Source organism: Buttiauxella sp. A111 (assembly GCF_014189855.1).
Taxonomy (GTDB): Bacteria; Pseudomonadota; Gammaproteobacteria; order Enterobacterales; family Enterobacteriaceae; genus Buttiauxella; species Buttiauxella selenatireducens.
Map to the genome: position 1 here is coordinate 70789 of NZ_BJFN01000006.1, position 17090 is coordinate 87878.

14 protein-coding genes are annotated in these 17090 nt (G+C 51.9%); 2 read left to right on the forward strand and 12 right to left on the reverse strand.

Going from position 1 to position 17090, the window contains the following annotated elements; all coding sequences use genetic code 11:
• Nucleotides 1-171: 171 nt before the first annotated feature.
• The 4 genes from actP to BSPA111_RS17465 all read right to left on the reverse strand — a co-directional run bounded on the left by actP (nucleotide 172) and on the right by BSPA111_RS17465 (nucleotide 5566).
• Nucleotides 172-1830 carry a cation/acetate symporter ActP gene (gene actP, locus BSPA111_RS17450; RefSeq protein WP_183272426.1) on the reverse strand — a complete coding sequence of 553 codons (1659 nt, stop codon included), beginning with the start codon at nucleotides 1828-1830 and terminating at the stop codon, nucleotides 172-174.
• Complete coding sequence (locus tag BSPA111_RS17455) at nucleotides 1827-2138, reverse strand: DUF485 domain-containing protein (RefSeq protein ID WP_183272691.1); 312 nt, start codon at nucleotides 2136-2138, stop codon at nucleotides 1827-1829. Before BSPA111_RS17455 ends, actP begins: the two co-directional genes overlap by 4 nt.
• A 305-nt stretch (nucleotides 2139-2443) precedes the next feature.
• The gene (acs, locus tag BSPA111_RS17460; RefSeq protein ID WP_183272427.1) at nucleotides 2444-4402 is read right to left on the reverse strand and encodes an acetate--CoA ligase; all 1959 of its coding nucleotides are present in this window, start codon (nucleotides 4400-4402) and stop codon (nucleotides 2444-2446) included.
• Between the two features lie 252 nt (nucleotides 4403-4654).
• On the reverse strand, nucleotides 4655-5566 hold the full coding sequence (locus BSPA111_RS17465) for a DMT family transporter (protein ID WP_183272428.1): 912 nt from the start codon (nucleotides 5564-5566) through the stop codon (nucleotides 4655-4657).
• Between the two features lie 140 nt (nucleotides 5567-5706).
• On the opposite strand from BSPA111_RS17465, the gene BSPA111_RS17470 reads away from it, so the two are divergent.
• Entirely contained in the window at nucleotides 5707-6498 is a 792-nt protein-coding gene (locus BSPA111_RS17470; RefSeq protein WP_183272429.1) for a helix-turn-helix domain-containing protein, read from the forward strand.
• An 84-nt stretch (nucleotides 6499-6582) separates the two neighbouring features.
• Here BSPA111_RS17470 and fdhF read toward each other — a convergent pair whose 3' ends face one another.
• Nucleotides 6583-8730, reverse strand: coding sequence for a formate dehydrogenase subunit alpha (fdhF, locus tag BSPA111_RS17475; RefSeq protein ID WP_183272430.1), 2148 nt, complete (start codon nucleotides 8728-8730; stop codon nucleotides 6583-6585).
• 290 nt (nucleotides 8731-9020) lie between these two features.
• Between fdhF and BSPA111_RS17480 the strand changes: the two genes are divergently transcribed.
• Nucleotides 9021-9755: a response regulator transcription factor gene (locus BSPA111_RS17480; RefSeq protein ID WP_183272431.1), complete on the forward strand. Its 735-nt coding sequence runs from the start codon at nucleotides 9021-9023 to the stop codon at nucleotides 9753-9755.
• A gap of 209 nt (nucleotides 9756-9964) precedes the next feature.
• On the opposite strand, the gene BSPA111_RS22765 is transcribed toward BSPA111_RS17480, so the two are convergent.
• From BSPA111_RS22765 to BSPA111_RS17515, 7 genes are all read right to left on the reverse strand, one after another.
• Nucleotides 9965-10294 (reverse strand): Hok/Gef family protein, encoded by a 330-nt coding sequence (locus tag BSPA111_RS22765; protein WP_308738507.1) that lies wholly within the window; start codon nucleotides 10292-10294, stop codon nucleotides 9965-9967.
• 128 nt (nucleotides 10295-10422) lie between these two features.
• On the reverse strand, nucleotides 10423-11430 hold the full coding sequence (locus BSPA111_RS17490) for a carbohydrate kinase family protein (RefSeq protein WP_183272432.1): 1008 nt from the start codon (nucleotides 11428-11430) through the stop codon (nucleotides 10423-10425).
• 9 nt (nucleotides 11431-11439) lie between these two features.
• On the reverse strand, nucleotides 11440-12300 hold the full coding sequence (locus BSPA111_RS17495) for a ketose 1,6-bisphosphate aldolase (protein ID WP_183272433.1): 861 nt from the start codon (nucleotides 12298-12300) through the stop codon (nucleotides 11440-11442).
• A 22-nt stretch (nucleotides 12301-12322) separates the two neighbouring features.
• A complete protein-coding gene (locus tag BSPA111_RS17500) occupies nucleotides 12323-13006 on the reverse strand; it encodes a D-lyxose/D-mannose family sugar isomerase (RefSeq protein ID WP_183272434.1) in 684 nt (227 codons plus the stop codon).
• A gap of 173 nt (nucleotides 13007-13179) precedes the next feature.
• Nucleotides 13180-14112: an ABC transporter substrate-binding protein gene (locus tag BSPA111_RS17505; RefSeq protein ID WP_183272435.1), complete on the reverse strand. Its 933-nt coding sequence runs from the start codon at nucleotides 14110-14112 to the stop codon at nucleotides 13180-13182.
• Nucleotides 14113-14157: 45 nt separating this feature from the next.
• Nucleotides 14158-15180, reverse strand: coding sequence for a ribose ABC transporter permease (locus BSPA111_RS17510; RefSeq protein WP_183272436.1), 1023 nt, complete (start codon nucleotides 15178-15180; stop codon nucleotides 14158-14160).
• Nucleotides 15170-16696 (reverse strand): sugar ABC transporter ATP-binding protein, encoded by a 1527-nt coding sequence (locus BSPA111_RS17515; protein WP_183272437.1) that lies wholly within the window; start codon nucleotides 16694-16696, stop codon nucleotides 15170-15172. The genes BSPA111_RS17510 and BSPA111_RS17515 overlap by 11 nt, the downstream gene beginning before the upstream one ends.
• Nucleotides 16697-17090: the final 394 nt, after the last annotated feature.

Consider the following 17090-nt stretch of genomic DNA (forward strand, 5'->3'; position numbering starts at 1 on the left):
CTGGCAATGGCTAAACTCGCGATCAATCTCGCAAAATGGAGAAATTCTCTGTGACGCGAATCACTTTTGTTGGGCGGGAAACTGTGAGCAACGGCGTATTAAGCGAGGGAAAATGCGAAGTCGATCGGCGAGAAATTTCCCGGCTCAGGCGAGCCGGGAAGGGGAAAACGATCAGTGTGCGCGACCTTGTTCGATACCAATCCCTGTTTGGGAACGGATGAACTGAGCACGGAATTTCTCACGTTCCAGATTGCCTTCAGGGCTGTTATCGGTGATGGAGAATACCCAGATACCGACAAACGCCACCAGAATCGAGAACAGCGCAGGGTATTCATACGGGAAGATGGCTGAAGCGTGACCGAGAACCTGTACCCAAACCGTTGGGCCGAGGACCATCAGAATGACCGCAGTCAGCAAGCCGAGCCAGCCACCTACCATCGCGCCACGTGTGGTCAGTTTTGACCAGTACATTGAGAGCAAAATAATAGGGAAGTTACAGCTCGCCGCAATCGAGAACGCCAGGCCGACCATGAAGGCGATGTTTTGTTTCTCGAACAAAATCCCCAGCAGGATAGCCACCACACCCAGCACCAGAACGGTGATTTTCGACACTTTCAGCTCATCACGTTCAGATGCCCCTTTGCGGAATACGTTAGCGTAGAGGTCATGCGAAACCGCTGATGCGCCTGCAAGCGTTAAACCGGCGACCACCGCCAGAATCGTGGCGAAGGCCACTGCCGAAATAAAGCCTAAGAACAAGCTGCCACCCACGGCATCAGCCAGGTGAACCGCTGCCATGTTATTGCCGCCAATCAATGCGCCAGCCGCATCTTTAAAGGCAGGGTTTGCCCCCACCAACATGATTGCGCCAAAGCCGATGATAAAGGTCAGGATGTAGAAATAACCCATGAAACCGGTGGCATAAAGCACGCTTTTACGTGCTTCGCGGGCATCGCTTACGGTGAAGAAACGCATCAGAATGTGCGGCAAACCGGCGGTACCAAACATCAAACCTAACCCCAGCGAAAGCGCTGATATTGGGTCTTTCACCAACCCGCCAGGGCTCATGATGGCGATGCCTTTCGGATGGACTGCGATCGCTTCAGCGAACAGATTGTTGAAACTAAAGCCGACGTGTTTCATTACCATAAAGGCCATGAAACTTGCGCCGAACAGCAGCAGTACTGCTTTGATGATTTGCACCCAAGTGGTTGCCAGCATGCCGCCAAACAGCACGTACATCACCATCAACACGCCAACCAGCACCACCGCAACGTGGTAGTTCAGGCCGAACAACAGTTGGATCAGTTTGCCCGCGCCCACCATCTGGGCAATCAGGTACAGTGCCACGACGACCAGTGAACCACAGGCCGACAGAATACGAATTGGCCCTTGTTTCAGGCGATACGATGCCACGTCCGCAAAGGTGTATTTGCCCAGGTTTCGCAGACGTTCAGCAATCAGGAACAGAATAATCGGCCAGCCGACCAAAAAGCCCAGTGAGTAAATCAGGCCGTCATAGCCGGAGGTAAATACCAGCGCCGAAATCCCGAGGAACGACGCGGCAGACATATAATCGCCCGCAATCGCCAGGCCATTCTGGAAGCCCGTGATATTGCCGCCTGCGGTGTAGTAATCGCTACGGGTGCGTGTGCGTTTGGACGCCCAGTAAGTAATGCCTAAAGTAAAGGCGACGAAAATGATGAACATAATGATCGCCTGCCAGTTGGTTGGCTGGCGTTGCACAGCCCCCGTAATCGCATCAGCCGCAAAGGCAGACGCAGGCAGGCTCAGGAGCGGTGCGGCAAGGAGGCCGAAAAGACGTTTCATGATACCTTCACCTCGCGCACAACGGCATTATTCAGGCGGTCAAATTCGCCGTTCGCCCGCCAGACATAGACCCCTGTCAGGAAGAAAGAGATCAAAATCACGCCAACACCAATGGGAATTCCACGTGTCACGGTGGTGCCTTCGTGTAAAGGCGTGCCCAACCAGCCGGGAGCAAAGGCAATCAGCAAAATAAAGCTGACGTAAATCACCAGCATGATGAGAGATAAAATGGTGGCAAACCGTTGCCGTTTAGCGACTAACTCCCTGAAATGCTCACTGTCTTCTATCTGTTGATAAATGTTATTCATCACAGATTCTCCAGAGGTTTCCCCTTCGTCTTTTACGCCGCAGGTGTGTTGGCTGCTCTCGCGCACCCCAGTCACATAGTTATCTATGCTCCTGGGGACACGCTCGTTTGCCGCCTTCCTGCAACGCAAAATCCTGTGGGGAAAGGGTTTTTATTTTCCCTCTCCTGGGGGAGAGGGTTAGGGTGAGGGCATTATGTTGATTGCATCCGATTTCCCTCTCCTGGGGGAGAGGGTTAGGGTGAGGGCATTATGTTGCTTGCATCCCCCTCACCCCGACCCTCTCCCTCAAGGGAGAGGGGGAATGTTTACGAAGGCATGGTAATGGCTTGTTTTTCTTCCAGCAGCTTCTCAACAACACCCGGATCGGCAAGCGTTGAAGTATCACCAAGGTTGCTGGTATCGCCGGCGGCGATTTTGCGCAAAATGCGGCGCATAATTTTGCCGGAGCGCGTTTTCGGTAGTGAATCAGTCCAGTGCAGGATATCCGGTGTGGCAAGTGGGCCAATCTCTTTGCGTACCCAATTACGCACTTCGGTATACAGCTCAGGTGTCGGTTCTTCGCCGTGGTTTAGCGTCACATACGCGTAAATCGCCTGGCCTTTAATGTTATGCGGGATCCCAACCACCGCCGCTTCAGCGACTTTCGGGTGCGACACCAGGGCTGACTCGATTTCTGCGGTGCCCAGACGGTGACCGGAAACGTTCAGCACATCGTCCACGCGTCCGGTAATCCAGTAATAACCGTCTTCGTCACGACGCGCGCCGTCACCGCTGAAGTACATATTTTTAAACGTCGAGAAATAGGTCTGCTCGAAACGTTCGTGGTCGCCAAACAGCGTGCGCGCCTGGCCTGGCCACGAATCGGTGATCACCAGGTTGCCTTCGGTTGCACCCTGTTGCGGATTACCTTCGTTATCCACTAAAGCGGGCTGAACGCCAAAGAATGGGCGTGTGGCGGAACCTGCTTTCAGCTCGATTGCGCCAGGTAGCGGAGTAATCATGAAACCGCCGGTTTCGGTCTGCCACCAGGTGTCGACCACAGGGCATTTTTCATTACCGATTTTCTTCCAGTACCATTCCCACGCTTCCGGGTTAATAGGCTCACCCACTGAACCCAAAATGCGCAGCGACGAACGATCGGTATTTTCAATCGCTTTATCGCCTTCAGCCATCAGCGCACGGATCGCAGTCGGTGCGGTGTAGAGAATATTCACTTTATGCTTATCAACCACCTGCGCCATGCGGTTTGGTGCTGGCCAGTTTGGTACGCCTTCAAACATCAGCGTGATGGCACCGCACGCCAGCGGGCCGTAAAGCAGGTAGCTGTGGCCGGTGACCCAACCCACGTCTGCGGTACACCAGTAAACGTCGCCCTGGTGGTAATCGAATACATATTTAAAGGTGGTGGCGGCATACACCAGATAGCCACCCGTGGTGTGCAGCACGCCTTTTGGCTTGCCGGTTGAACCGGAGGTGTAAAGGATAAACAGCGGATCTTCAGCGTTGACCTCCACTGGCTGGTGGTGTGTGCTGGCTTTTTCGACCAGTTCGTTCCACCACAGATCGCGGCCTTCATGCCACTCAACATTTCCACCGGTACGTTTCAGTACCACAACGTGCTCAACGGTTTTAACGCCTGGGTTTTTCAGCGCGTCGTCGACGTTTTTCTTCAGTGGAATAGAACGCCCGGCACGTACGCCTTCATCGGCGGTAATCACCAGACGAGAGTTGGAGTCGATAATACGGCCCGCGACCGCTTCCGGCGAAAAGCCGCCAAAAATCACCGAATGCACGGCACCGATACGCGCACAGGCCAGCATTGCAACGGCGGCTTCCGGCACCATCGGCATATAAATTGCGACCACATCGCCTTTCTTGATGCCCAGCTCTACCAGGGTATTGGCAAAACGGCACACTTCGCGATGCAGTTCGCGATAAGTAATGGTTTTACTTTGGGTCGCGTCATCGCCTTCCCAGATGATCGCCGTTTGATCACCGCGATCTTTCAGATGCCTGTCCAGGCAGTTGGCGGCCAGATTTAGGGTGCCGTCTTCATACCATTTGATAGAGATGTTACCAGGGGCGAAAGAGGTGTTTTTCACCTTTTTATAAGGTTTGATCCAATCAAGAATCTTCCCTTGTTCGCCCCAGAATGCATCGGGATCATGTACCGAGTGTTGGTACATGGACTGGTATTGCTCCGGGTTTATCAGGCAATTGTCCGCAATATTTGCGGGAATGGCGTGTTTATGTATTTGGCTCATGGCTTTTTTTCTCCTTGTAGGATGTTAATAATATGTCAAGCAAACGTTAATAATAGGGCTTTTGAGGGCTTTGTTTACTTTTTGGGCGACAGATCACGCATTAATTAAATTGTTGAAAATCTAATCAATAAATCCAGCAAGGAGAGCGTATTTGGCGAGGTTGTTGCACAGAGAGGGTATTGATAAACAGGAGTATTTTGGAACGGCATCTTAATCACACTATGAAGATGCCGTTTGCTTTATGCGGCGTGATTACCACGGATACTCTTCAATCTCTTCCACTAACGTTTTCTTCCCGCTAAAGCTAATGCCGCATAGCCCGAGAACGATAAGTACAATCCCGGCACCTTCGAGAGTATTGGGTACTTCACCTAACAACCACCAGGCAAACAGCACGCCTAATAAGGGAATGACGAGGGTGCTCATACTGGCGACTGCCGTGGATAAATGTTTGAGAACAAACAGCCACGTCACCCAGGCGATGGCGGTGGCGAGAATTGCACAGTAGGCCAGTGCACCAAAGACATAGCTATTCCACACAATCGGCTGGTGGTGGAAGATGATCGCCAGAACGCACAGCACCAGCGCCCCGTAAAGCATTTGCCAGGCGGTTAATGAGAGCAAATTCAGATGGGGCTGGCGCTGATACATCTTCTTGATAACCAGTGCGCTAGCCGCCCAACTAAGGCCAGAAAGCAGCGCCAGAATCGGGCTTAATAACGAGCCTGTCATATTCCAGGGTTGCAGAATCAACACTAACCCAATCAGGGCGACGGCCATAAATGTACCCTGAATCCGACGAATACGTTCGTTCAACAGCGGTACTGCCAGCAATATTGCCCAGAACGGCATGGTGTAAGTCAGAATGGCCACTTTCCCTGCGCCGCCGCTAATTAGCGCCAGCTGCGACAAACCATTCATGCCAACGGTTTGCAGCATCGCAATCAGTAGAGTGGATTTAAACGGCGGCGGTTTGAGCTTGCCGCTGCGTACTTTCACCAGAACCAGCAGCAATATCGCGCCGAGTAAACAGCGCAGGGCGGTGATATCAAACGCACCCATGTATTGCATCACGGATTTCAGCACAATCCAGTGAAAGCTCCAGACCAGCGTAATAAAGGCAAGCCCTGCAAGAGCGAGGCGGCTGTTTTTTGAATCAGACATGGTGAACCTGCGAAATAGAAAGAGGGAGGTTTGCCGCGATGCGGCGTTTCCGAATGGCGTTATTATTGCAGCTCTCTCTTGGCGTTAATCCTCATTAGCTGTCAATATGTATCGAATACCCGCCAATCTGAAAACATGCCATGCTCCTGAAAGATAAACGGCCACCTTTGCCGATGGATGTTGTTGATTTACAAGAGTTGCCGCGCCCAATTCACAGCCGTTCATACACCATGTATAGCGGAACGCATTTTGCGCCGCACACGCACTCCTTCGCGCAATTTTTATTCGCACGTGCTGGCAATATGCGTATTGCGGTGAACGGCACAAGCTGGGTGATCCCAACGCTGTATGGCATGTGGATCCAGGCCAACATCGAACATGAAGTGTGGGCGCTGGATGATGTTTTTCTGGAAAGCCTGGATGTTCAACCCGACGTACCCATCTTGCAACAAAGCCAATGCCGGGTGCTGCTGGTCAACAACGTGGTGCGCGAGCTGATTCACCACGTGACTTTGCATGTTCCCAGGCTTTATGACATCGCAAGTAAAGACGATCGGCTGCTTTTGGTGTTGCTGGAGTTGATAGAAGATCTGCCGGAAGCCCAATTCGCGCTACCGTGGCCGTTAGATGAACGCTGGCGTAAGCTCTGTTTTTCCATGCAGAACTCACCGCATCTTCCTCATACTCAGGACGAATGTGCAAAAAGCATGAACATGTCGGAACGCACTTTCTCCCGCCATTTTAGTCAGCAAACGGGAATGCCGTTTAATAGCTGGAAGCAGCGGATGCGCTTATTGCAGGGGATTGTGATGCTGCGCCAGCATAAGCCGGTGACGGAGGTGGCGTTGAATCTGGGCTATAGCAGTACGTCGGCGTTTACTTATGCCTTCCGGCAATTGTTTGGCGTGCCGCCTTCGCGATTTGAGTTTTAAAAAAAAGCACCGAAGAAATCTCCGGTGCTTTGTGTTTTGTAGGTCGGGTAAGCGTCAGCGCCACCCGACACAGCCCGACTAAAATCAGCCCGCAGCGCTCTCGCGCAGACTGGCTTTTAGCTTGCTGTACTCATCAATCACATACTGCTCGGCGGCACGCTGATCGGCAATCGGCTCCACACGCACGGCGCAATACTTGTACTCCGGCGTTTTGGTAATCGGGCTGAGGTTTTCAGTCACCAGCTCGTTACAGGCACCAATCCACCACTGATACGTCATGTAAACCGCGCCCTTATTCGGACGTTCGCTCACATTCGCACGCGTGATGACGCGACCTTTGCGGGAATTGACCCACACCAGCGCTTCATCTTCGATACCCAAGCGAGCGGCATCGTCGATGTGGATTTGCGCGTATCCTGGTTCATCCGCCAGCGCAGCCAGTGCCGCACAGTTACCGGTCATTGAACGGCAAGAGTAGTGGCCCACTTCACGCACCGTTGAAAGCACCATTGGGTACTCTTCGGTGACTTTGTCGATTGGCGGCGCCCAGTCGCAGGTAAAGAATTCACCCAGACCATTTTCACGGTCGAACTTACCGTCATACAGGAACGAAGTTCCCTGGTCGCTTTCCGCAACATCGCGGCAAGGCCACTGGATATAACCCAATTCGCCCATTTTCTCGTAGGTGGCACCATAGAAGTCAGGGCACAAGCCACGCAACTCATCCCAAATTTCCTGGGTGTTGTTGTAGCTCATCGGGTAGCCCATACGGGTGGCGATTTCACTGATAATCTGCCAGTCCGTTTTCAAATCCCACTTCGGTTCTACCGCTTTAAAGAAGCGCTGGAAACCACGGTCAGCGGCGGTATAAACGCCTTCATGTTCACCCCAGGAGGTGGACGGCAAAATCACATCGGCCGCAGCCGCGGTTTTGGTCATGAAGATGTCTTGCACAATCACCAGTTCAAGCTCTTCAAACGCTTTACGTACGGCTGAAAGCTCCGCATCCGTTTGAAGCGGATCTTCACCCATGATGTACGCCGCATGCACTTCGCCATGGGCGACGCGGTGTGGCAATTCGCTGATGCGATAACCGGTGTGCGCAGGTAAAGAATCTACGCCCCAGGCTTTTGCGAACTTCTCGCGGCTTGCTTCATCTTTCACGTACTGATAGCCCGGATAGGTATCCGGCAGTGCGCCCATATCGCAAGCGCCCTGAACGTTGTTCTGGCCACGAACCGGGTTTACACCAACGTTTGGTTTACCCAGGTTACCGGTCATCAACGCAAGACTTGTCAGCGAGCGAACGGTTTCCACACCCTGATAGAACTGGGTCACGCCCATGCCCCACAGAATTGTGGCCGTTTTTGCGTTTGCATACATACGCGCTGCGTTGCGAATTTCCGACGCGCTCACGCCAGTAATTTCTTCAACGGATTCAGGCGTGTAGCCTGCAACAATTTTGCGATACTCGTCGAAACCTTCGGTACGGGCAGCCACAAAGGACTGGTCATACAGGTTTTCTTCAATAATCACATGCGCCATTGCGTTAAGCAGGGCGATGTTAGAACCATTTTTTAACTGCAAATGCATATCAGCGATGCGCGCGGTTTCAATTTTTCGCGGATCGACAACAATGATTTGCGCCCCTTTTTGCTTCGCACGAATCACGCGGTTAGCAACGATAGGGTGTGAATCTGCCGGGTTGTACCCGAACACAAACACTAAATCGGTATCCTCAATCTCGACGATTGAGTTGCTCATAGCGCCGTTACCGACCGATTGGTGCAGACCTGCAACCGATGGGCCGTGTCAGACGCGTGCGCAGCAGTCAACGTTATTGGTACCAATAACGGCGCGCGCAAATTTTTGCATCACATAGTTGGTTTCGTTGCCAGTACCACGGGAAGAACCGGTGGTCATGATGGCATCGGAGCCGTGTTTCGCTTTGATTTCGCTAAGACGAGTGCTGACGTAGTTCAGTGCTTCATCCCAGGAAACATTTTCGAGTTTGCCGCCTTTCTGGCGACGAATCATCGGTGATTTCAGGCGCGGGGTAAGGATTTTAGTATCGTTAATAAAATCCCAGCCGTAGTAACCCTTCAGGCAAAGATCGCCCTGGTTAGTTTTACCTTGAGCCGCTTCCGCCTTGACGACTTTGCCGTTATCGACCACGAGGTTGATTTTGCAACCTGAGGCACAATAGGGGCAAACCGTGACGACTTTTTTCATCAGTGTTGCTCCAGTCAATGCTGTTATAGGTGGTGTGACACTAAACAGCTGATCACATCTTCCCATTCCAATGCATTATCTATGCCATATAAAAAGAAAGGGAATAACAGCCATCTTACGGCGATAAAAACGGCAAAACGCTGACGAAAAACAGGTCATCGTCAAAAGTGACGTGTCGACTTAAGCAGGGTTTGTGACACTGGTTGAAAATTCAGCATGGGTATGCGGCACTCCTTCAACTATCACCCACAATGATTATTTCAAACCTGCATCCTCCACGGAGATGAACCATGAAGCCTGCCATATTGCTGGTGGATGACGATCTGGCAATTTGTGATGTGCTACGCGACGTGCTCAATGAACACGTTTTTGAGGTGAGGGTTTGCCATTCGGGGAACGACGCGCTGACAGCGATAACCCAACAGCCGGAAATCGCGCTGGTGCTGCTGGATATGATCCTACCTGATATCAATGGGCTGCTTGTGCTGCAACACATTCAGCGCCAGCGCCCGGATTTACCGGTGGTGATGCTAACCGGGCTGGGTAGCGAATCCGATGTGGTTGTCGGGCTGGAAATGGGCGCAGATGATTACATCGCCAAACCGTTTAACCCGCGTGTGGTGGTGGCTCGCGTCAAAGCCGTGCTGCGCCGCAGCGGGGCGCTGGCGATCGAAACAACCACAACAAAAACCAGTGGCCTGCATTTCAATGGCTGGCGACTGGATACCGAACGTTGCCAGCTTTTAAACCCACAGCTTGAACAGATTGACCTAACCCAGGGCGAATACGGCTTATTACTGGCGCTGATGCAAAACGCGCGCAAAGTACTATCGCGTGAAAGATTGCTGGAACTGACTCACAGCGAAAGCCTGGAAGTATTCGACCGAACTATAGATGTGCTCATTATGCGCTTGCGCAGGAAAATAGAAATAAACCCACACCAGCCTGCATTAATTAAAACTATTCGTGGCATAGGTTATGTATTTTCGGCAGATGTTATTCAGGCTGAGAATAGTGCTGCGTAATACAGAAATTATATTCTCTAAATAATTGAAGTCGCAGCCAGGCGGCAAGTGGGCAAATCCAGAGTAGCTTACTAAATTAAGTGACTGGGGTGCGCGAGGGCAGCCAACAACGCTGCGGCTTAAATTATGACGAGTATAAAATGGGTGCTTAAGACTTATCCCTTCTCCTTCACAAGTTGGGCGGGGCGAACCCCGCCCGGATAGCTTTACTATTCGGAGCAGGCCAGCCTGGCCGCTACCTCCTGTTTGTCATTCCTTATTTTCACTTCGCATAAATTACGTCGTGTTAATAAGGTAATCGCTATTAGTGTTACACAAACAATTAATAAACAAATGACAACAGTTTTTGTCGGCTTCATGCCTGTTACTCCTTGCCTTTCGGTGAGTAAGAGGCTAACCTCAACTTGTCTAGGGGTTGGGGATAGCCTCGGGTTAACGTCAAAGTTGCCCGGGGCTTTCTTATTCCTTGAATTCAAAGAATATCCCTCACTCATGCTCAGGACTGAAAGCCCTAAGCACCCGACGCGTATTCTACGCATTTTTTATTTATTTCAAATGAAATTAATAATGTAATTTATTATTTAAAATTACATTGTTCTGGAATCTCTCTCGCAAAATAAATTCTAAATATTGATGCCGTTATTATTAATGGATCGTCTAATAAAGACTAACCATTATCACTAATAAATATCTGTAATTCCGTCAGGGTTTTTGCACCATCAATCGCATTGGCGCATAAAAGATTCGCGCGGGCGCAGGCGTGGGCTAATTTCAGGCTATCGATAAGCGGCCATTTTTCATGGCAGCCATATAATATTCCGGCGCAGAACGCATCACCGGCACCGACGCTGCCGATAATTTCTTTCTGAGTTAACATAAACGACGGCACCCAAATCCCTTCGCTTCCCGGTTCAACACCCCATGCACCTTCTGGGCAGTGAATAACGACGCGTTGCCGCACGCCCGCTTCCAGCAGTTGGTTTGCTGCCTGGGCGATATGTTCGATATGGGGTGAGCCATCCGTGTGGCGAATGTCCAGCCCGCTAAACTCACCGGCTTCCAGTTCATTAATCACCAGATAATCCAGCCAGCGCAGGGCAGGGAGCACCATCGGGCGGTAGCGCGGGTCGCCCTGGCGTGAGACTAAATCAAGCGATGTTTCGTAACCTTGCTGCGCCATCATCGCCAACAATCTGGCGCTGCGCGTGCCATACTCCGCGTCTTCCATATCCAGACTATCGAGCAGTAATAAATAACCGAGATGGAAGATTTTGAACGACGATTCAAGGCGGTCAAAGGCGGGTAAATCGAGCAGGCGATTGGCACCCGGTGAGTGAAAAAACGTGCGCTGTCCGCTCGGGTCAGTCATCACCTGAGACATTGACGTCGGCGCGAAAGTGGTGCGGTGCACGTGTTGGCGATTCACATGATACTGATCCAACATCGCCATAATGTAGTCGCCGTCGTGGTCGTCTCCCACCAGACCCACCGCCTGAAGCGGCAGGCCGACGTGCATTTTCGCCAGCGTCAGCAACACGTTTAAAGGTGCGCCACCGGTTGAACGTTCACTGTGGACAATTTCCGCAAGCCACCCGCGTTGCGGCCATTGCACAATTTGATGCACATGATCGACCAACATATTTCCGGCGGCAATAATCCCGCTGCGCTCTGTCATAGTCCCTCCTCACGCCTTGCCTGAACTGCCAAAAACCTGCATTTGCTGGGCGACAACGTCAGTAATCGCCTCCTCAATCCCCAACAGTAACTCGGCGAATTCGTCATAAATGGCGTGTCGTTGATTCATCCGTTGCTCTATCGCGCCGAGAGCAGCCTGCGACATCCCGGTATAGAAATTGATTTTGTGGATACCGAGGGTTATCGCTTTGCGGAAATCCTCGTCGCTAATACCTGAACCACCGTGCAGCACCAGCGGCAGACCAGTTTGCTGACGAATAGCGGCCAGACGATCAAAATCGAGTTTCGGCTCGCCTTTATATTTGCCGTGAGCATTACCGATGGCGACGGCCAGCGTGTCGATACCGGTTCTGTCGACAAAATCACGCGCAACAGAAGGGTCGGTGAATTTGTCGCTGTCGGCCTCGCCATACAGCGCGCCGCCTTCATCACCGCCTACTGCGCCAAGTTCTGCTTCAACCGAAACTCCCACCGCGTGGCACATCTTCACCACCTCACGGGTCTGGCGAACATTCTCTTCATATTCAAGTGTAGAACCATCGAACATCACTGAACTAAAACCAAGGCGTAAAGCGCGAACGACTGCCTCAAAATGCAGACCGTGATCGAGATTGAGCACCACCGGAATATCGTGGCGCGCCGCTTCGAATTTGACGGCTTCAACCAGTGAATCCAGTGACACATACTTAAAATGGACTTCAGCGATGTTGATAATAAAGGGTGAGTTTTCCTGTTTTGCAGCGGCAAAAAGGGCACGTAGAAAATGGCTGTCGAGCACGTTAAACGCCCCTAATGCATAGCCGTTTGCACGTGCATGAGCCAATCCATCTGCGAGTGAAATTAAAGCCATGAGGATCCCCCTTGAACATAAATTAAAGGTGTTGGCGATATTCGTTGCACAGCAACTGCTGCACGGGAGCGTCTTCGATGATGGTGTTAAAGCGTTCGAGTGGCTTAAGAAAACGGTTGTCGCGGTCGTCATCATTGACCATCGACACTTCCCCAACCAGCACGTCGCCATAGCCTGGCTCGCCCCAGAAACTGTGGTAAATACCCGGTATAAGGCAAATGCTTTCCCCTGGTGAGAGGCGCAACTGACTACCCGCCGCGTGAGTCTGGCGGCAGCCATCGATAACGACCGTGACGTCGGTCTCTTCGGTCTGCTCGAACTGATCGGAATTCCACAGTTCAACAATCAAATTACCGCCGCCGCGATTAATAATGTCTTCGCGTTTGCGCCAGTGAAAATGCATCGGCGTGAGCTGTCCTTCACGCACATGCATGATTTTTTCGGCATAGCATTTGGCATACGGCGTGCCATCGGGTGAACCGTTACGTAGCGTGAACAGCGTCAGGCCTTGAGCAAGAAAGTTGTTACCACCGAACGCTGTCACGTCCCAGCCCAATTTGAGATCGAACACTTCCTGCCAGATTTGTTTATCCACCTGTTGCCATTTTGCCTGGTCAAATGAGGCGAATGGCGGCAGATGAACGTCGTGCTGCATAAAGAAATGACGCGTCTGTGAGAGGATCTCGTTCACTTCGGAGCGTTTCATTTTGTCTCCTGAAAACCACCTTCGCCCTCACCCTAACCCTCTCCCACGGGGAGAGGGGACAGTGCGGAGAGGGGATGAAGGCGCGGGGATCGTTTTCCCTCTCACCGTTGGCAGAAGGGACGGTACGATTTTCCCCCTCTCCTTTGGGAGAGGGCCGGGGTGAGGGGAAAAGGTTATTTCACCGTCCAGCCCTTATAAGTCCCGATATTGTTTTTATCGATCATCGTCACCGGGATCAGCACTGGCTCTTTCGGCGCAGGTTTGCCTTGCAGAATGTCGTAACCAATCTCTACCGCTTTCGCCGCCATCACTTGCGGATCTTGCGCAGGCGTTGCCACAAACAGCGTACTTCCACCACGTTTCAGCGCTTCTTCCGCATCCGGGCTGCCATCCACGCCAACAATAAAGAACTCATTACGTTGTGCCTGTTTCGCTGCCAGATCGGCGCCGATCGCGGTCGGATCGTTGATCGCAAATACGCCGTCGATCTTCGGATTCGCCGCCAGTAATGACGTCATTACTTCCAGACCACCTTCACGGCTGCCTTTGGCGTTCTGGTTAGATGAAAGCACTTTGATCTCTGGATGCTTTTTAAACTCGGTTTCGCAGCCTTCAACACGGTTCTGCACGGCGGAAACTGGAGGCCCGTTGATGATCACCACATTGCCTTTGTTTTTCAGACGATCCGAAATGTACTTACAGGCCATTTCACCCGCCTGGGTGTTGTTCGACGTGATCGTTGCATCCGCACCTTCCGCGGCAACGTCAACCGCTACCACCACGATCCCGGCATCTTTCGCGCGTTTCACCGCAGGACCGATCCCTTTAGAGTCCGCCGCGTTGAGGATTATCATGTCGACTTTGGCAGCGATAAAATTATCAATTTGAGAAACCTGCTGGCCGAGATCGTAACCACTGGAAACCAGCGTCACTTTCACGTTATCGCCTGCAAGTTTGCGGGCTTCAAGCTCCGCCCCTTTGGTAATCTGCACGAAGAACGGGTTGGCGAGATCGCCCACCGTCACCCCGATGGATTTCAGTTCTTTTGCCTGAACAAATGGCGCGCTCGCAATCAGGAGTGCAGCGGCTATTAGCTTTAAACGCATGTTGTTTTCCTCACGTAGGGTTGAGTTTTGTTGTTATGGATACAGCTATGCACTTTGATGGTGACGGGTACGGTATTTGTCGATCAGCACCGCAATGATGATCACCGCACCCTTGATCACCAGTTGCCAGAAATACGAAACGCCCATCAGCGTCATGCCATTGTTAAGCGTGGCGATAATCAATGCGCCAACCAGCGTGCCGGTTATCGTGCCAATACCACCGACAAAACTGGTGCCACCGAGGATAACCGCCGCAATGGCATCCAACTCATAACCTGCGCCGAGGTTGCCGTTGGCGCTATATAATCGCGATGCACTCATCACACCGCCCAGGCCTGAAAGCAGTCCGCTCATGCCATAAACGAACAGCAGAACCATCCAGACTTTAATCCCCGTCAGACGTGCCGCCTGCATGTTGCCGCCGACCGCATAAATATGAACGCCGAGCGTGGTGCGCCGCAGGATGAACCAGCACACTACAATCACCGCCAGCGCAATCACTACCAGCCACGGAATCGGTCCGAGATATGAGTTACCAATCCATTCAAAATTGATATTGGAATTAATCACCGTGGTGCCGTCAGCCAGTAAATAGGCCGCACCGCGCAAAGCGGTATAGGTGCCGAGCGTGACGATAAACGGCGGTAATCCTGCCCAGGCGACCAACATGCCATTAAACAATCCAAGCCCGGTACCCATCATCAGTGCGGCAGGAATCGACAGCGATTCCCAGCCCGGCATCAGCGAAACCACCATCGCAGTCACCGCTGTGGTGCCAAGAATCGAGCCGACAGAAAGGTCGATACCGCCGGTCAAAATAATGAAAGTCATCCCGGCGGCGAGAACGATATTGATCGACGACTGGCGGGCAATGTTCAGCAGGTTAGATTCGGTAAAAAAGTTCGGCGTAATAAAACCAAATACCGCCACGATCAGGATCAAAATCGGCAAAATACCGACGGTTTGCATCAAATCGCCGAATAACGCTTTTTTCAACGAGGCGGATTTGCCGACGTGTTGCGGTGTGGTTGGCGCCAGCGGCGTTGCTTTACGTTGATCAATTGCCATGGTGAACCGCCTTTTTGTGGGCATCTTCGACACCGGTTGCCAGCGTCATAATATTTTCTTGAGTGATGTCGGCGGGGTGTAATTCGCCCGCGATGCTACCTTCGCGCATCACATAAACCCGGTCGCTCATCCCGACGATTTCCGGCAATTCGCTGGAGATCATCAGGATCGCCACGCCCTGTTTTGCCATCTGGCTCATGATTCGGTAGATCTCACTTTTCGCGCCGACATCGACACCGCGCGTGGGCTCATCAAGGATCAAAATACGCGGGCCGATCGCCACCCAGCGTGAAATCAGCAACTTTTGCTGATTGCCTCCGGATAAACCGCCAGCGCGAACTTGTGCATGTGGTACGCGGATATTCAGCAGGCTGATGGCATCGTCAGAAATGGTCTGGGCTTTTTTGCGGTCGAGCCAGCCGTAGTGCGCGTCACGCTCAATCGTTGCCATAGTGATGTTGTCTTGTGCGGCGAGTTCGAGGAACAAACCCTGCTCTTTGCGGTTTTCTGTGAGAAAGCCAATGCCGTGGTGAATAGCTTCACGAGGTGAATGAATCTTGACGGGTTTGCCGTCAATTTCGATGCTCCCACCGGTGGATTTGCGCACACCGAAAATGAGTTGTGCCAGTTCGGAACGTCCGGCACCGACCAGACCCGCCAGCCCGACGATTTCGCCAGATTTCACCTGTAAACTCACCGGTTGAACTTTGGCCCCATCCGTCAGGTGGTGAACATTCAGGCGCACGCTGCCCAGTGGAATATCGCGTTCTTTATTGAACAGATCGCTCAGCGGACGCCCCACCATCATGCGCACCAGTTCATTGGCGTTAAGGTGCTCGCGGGTCAGGCTGCCGACGTATTGTCCGTCGCGCAGTACGCTTACGCGGTCAGAAAGTTCGTACACTTCCGCCATGCGGTGGCTGATATAGATAATCGCCATCCCTTCATCGCGCAGTCGCATAATCAGTTCGAACAGGCGGTGAGTTTCACGAGAAGAAAGGGCGGCGGTGGGTTCATCCATCACCAGGATGCGGCTCTTGCGGTGCAGTGCGCGGGCAATTTCCACCTGTTGCTGCTCGGCAATCGTCAGACGTGAGACTAAATCACTGGCCTTAAACTGCGCACCCAGACGGTCAATAACCGTTTGGGCCTGCACCACCATCTCTTTGCGTTTCACTAAACCGCCACGTGAAAGCTCGCTGCCCAGAAAAATGTTCTCGGCGACCGTCAGGTTGGGGGCGAGTTGCATCTCTTGATAAATCAGCGTGATGCCTGCGCTGAGTGCGTCTTTTGGCCCCTTAATGCTGTAAGGCACTCCTTCAATCAGGATTTCGCCGCTGGTGGCGGTGTAGGCACCGGCCAAAATCTTCATCAGCGTGCTTTTCCCCGCGCCGTTTTCCCCCATTAATGCGTGAATTTCACCGGGGAATACCGTTAAGTCGACACCTTTCAACGCATAAAACTTGCCGAATGACTTGGCAATATTGCGCATCTCCAGAATGGGAACGCGATTCATGGCGCGACTCCTGCGGGTGAAGTTTTCATTGCTCGCAGTTAAACACGCCCAGGTAAATGGAAGATGTCAAAAGCCGTTCATATTTGTCATATATCTATTCTTCTTCAGGATGCTGGTGTGTTGGTTGCAACGCGTATGAGGATGGGTAAATTGTTTGTGGGCTATTTGATTATTATTTACGACAATTAATTTTGACCCATATAAATGAAGTTCAATAAAGACATTATTAGCCATTTATTATTGGGTGACGATAATGTTGATCCACTGAAAGCATACTCAGTGAATAAGCTATTAAATCAGCCAGCATATCTGTAACGCGTATATCACGAATGAACACCGCTCAGCTTGAGGATCCGTAACGGAAAGGGCCAAAATCAACACAAAATGAACGGTT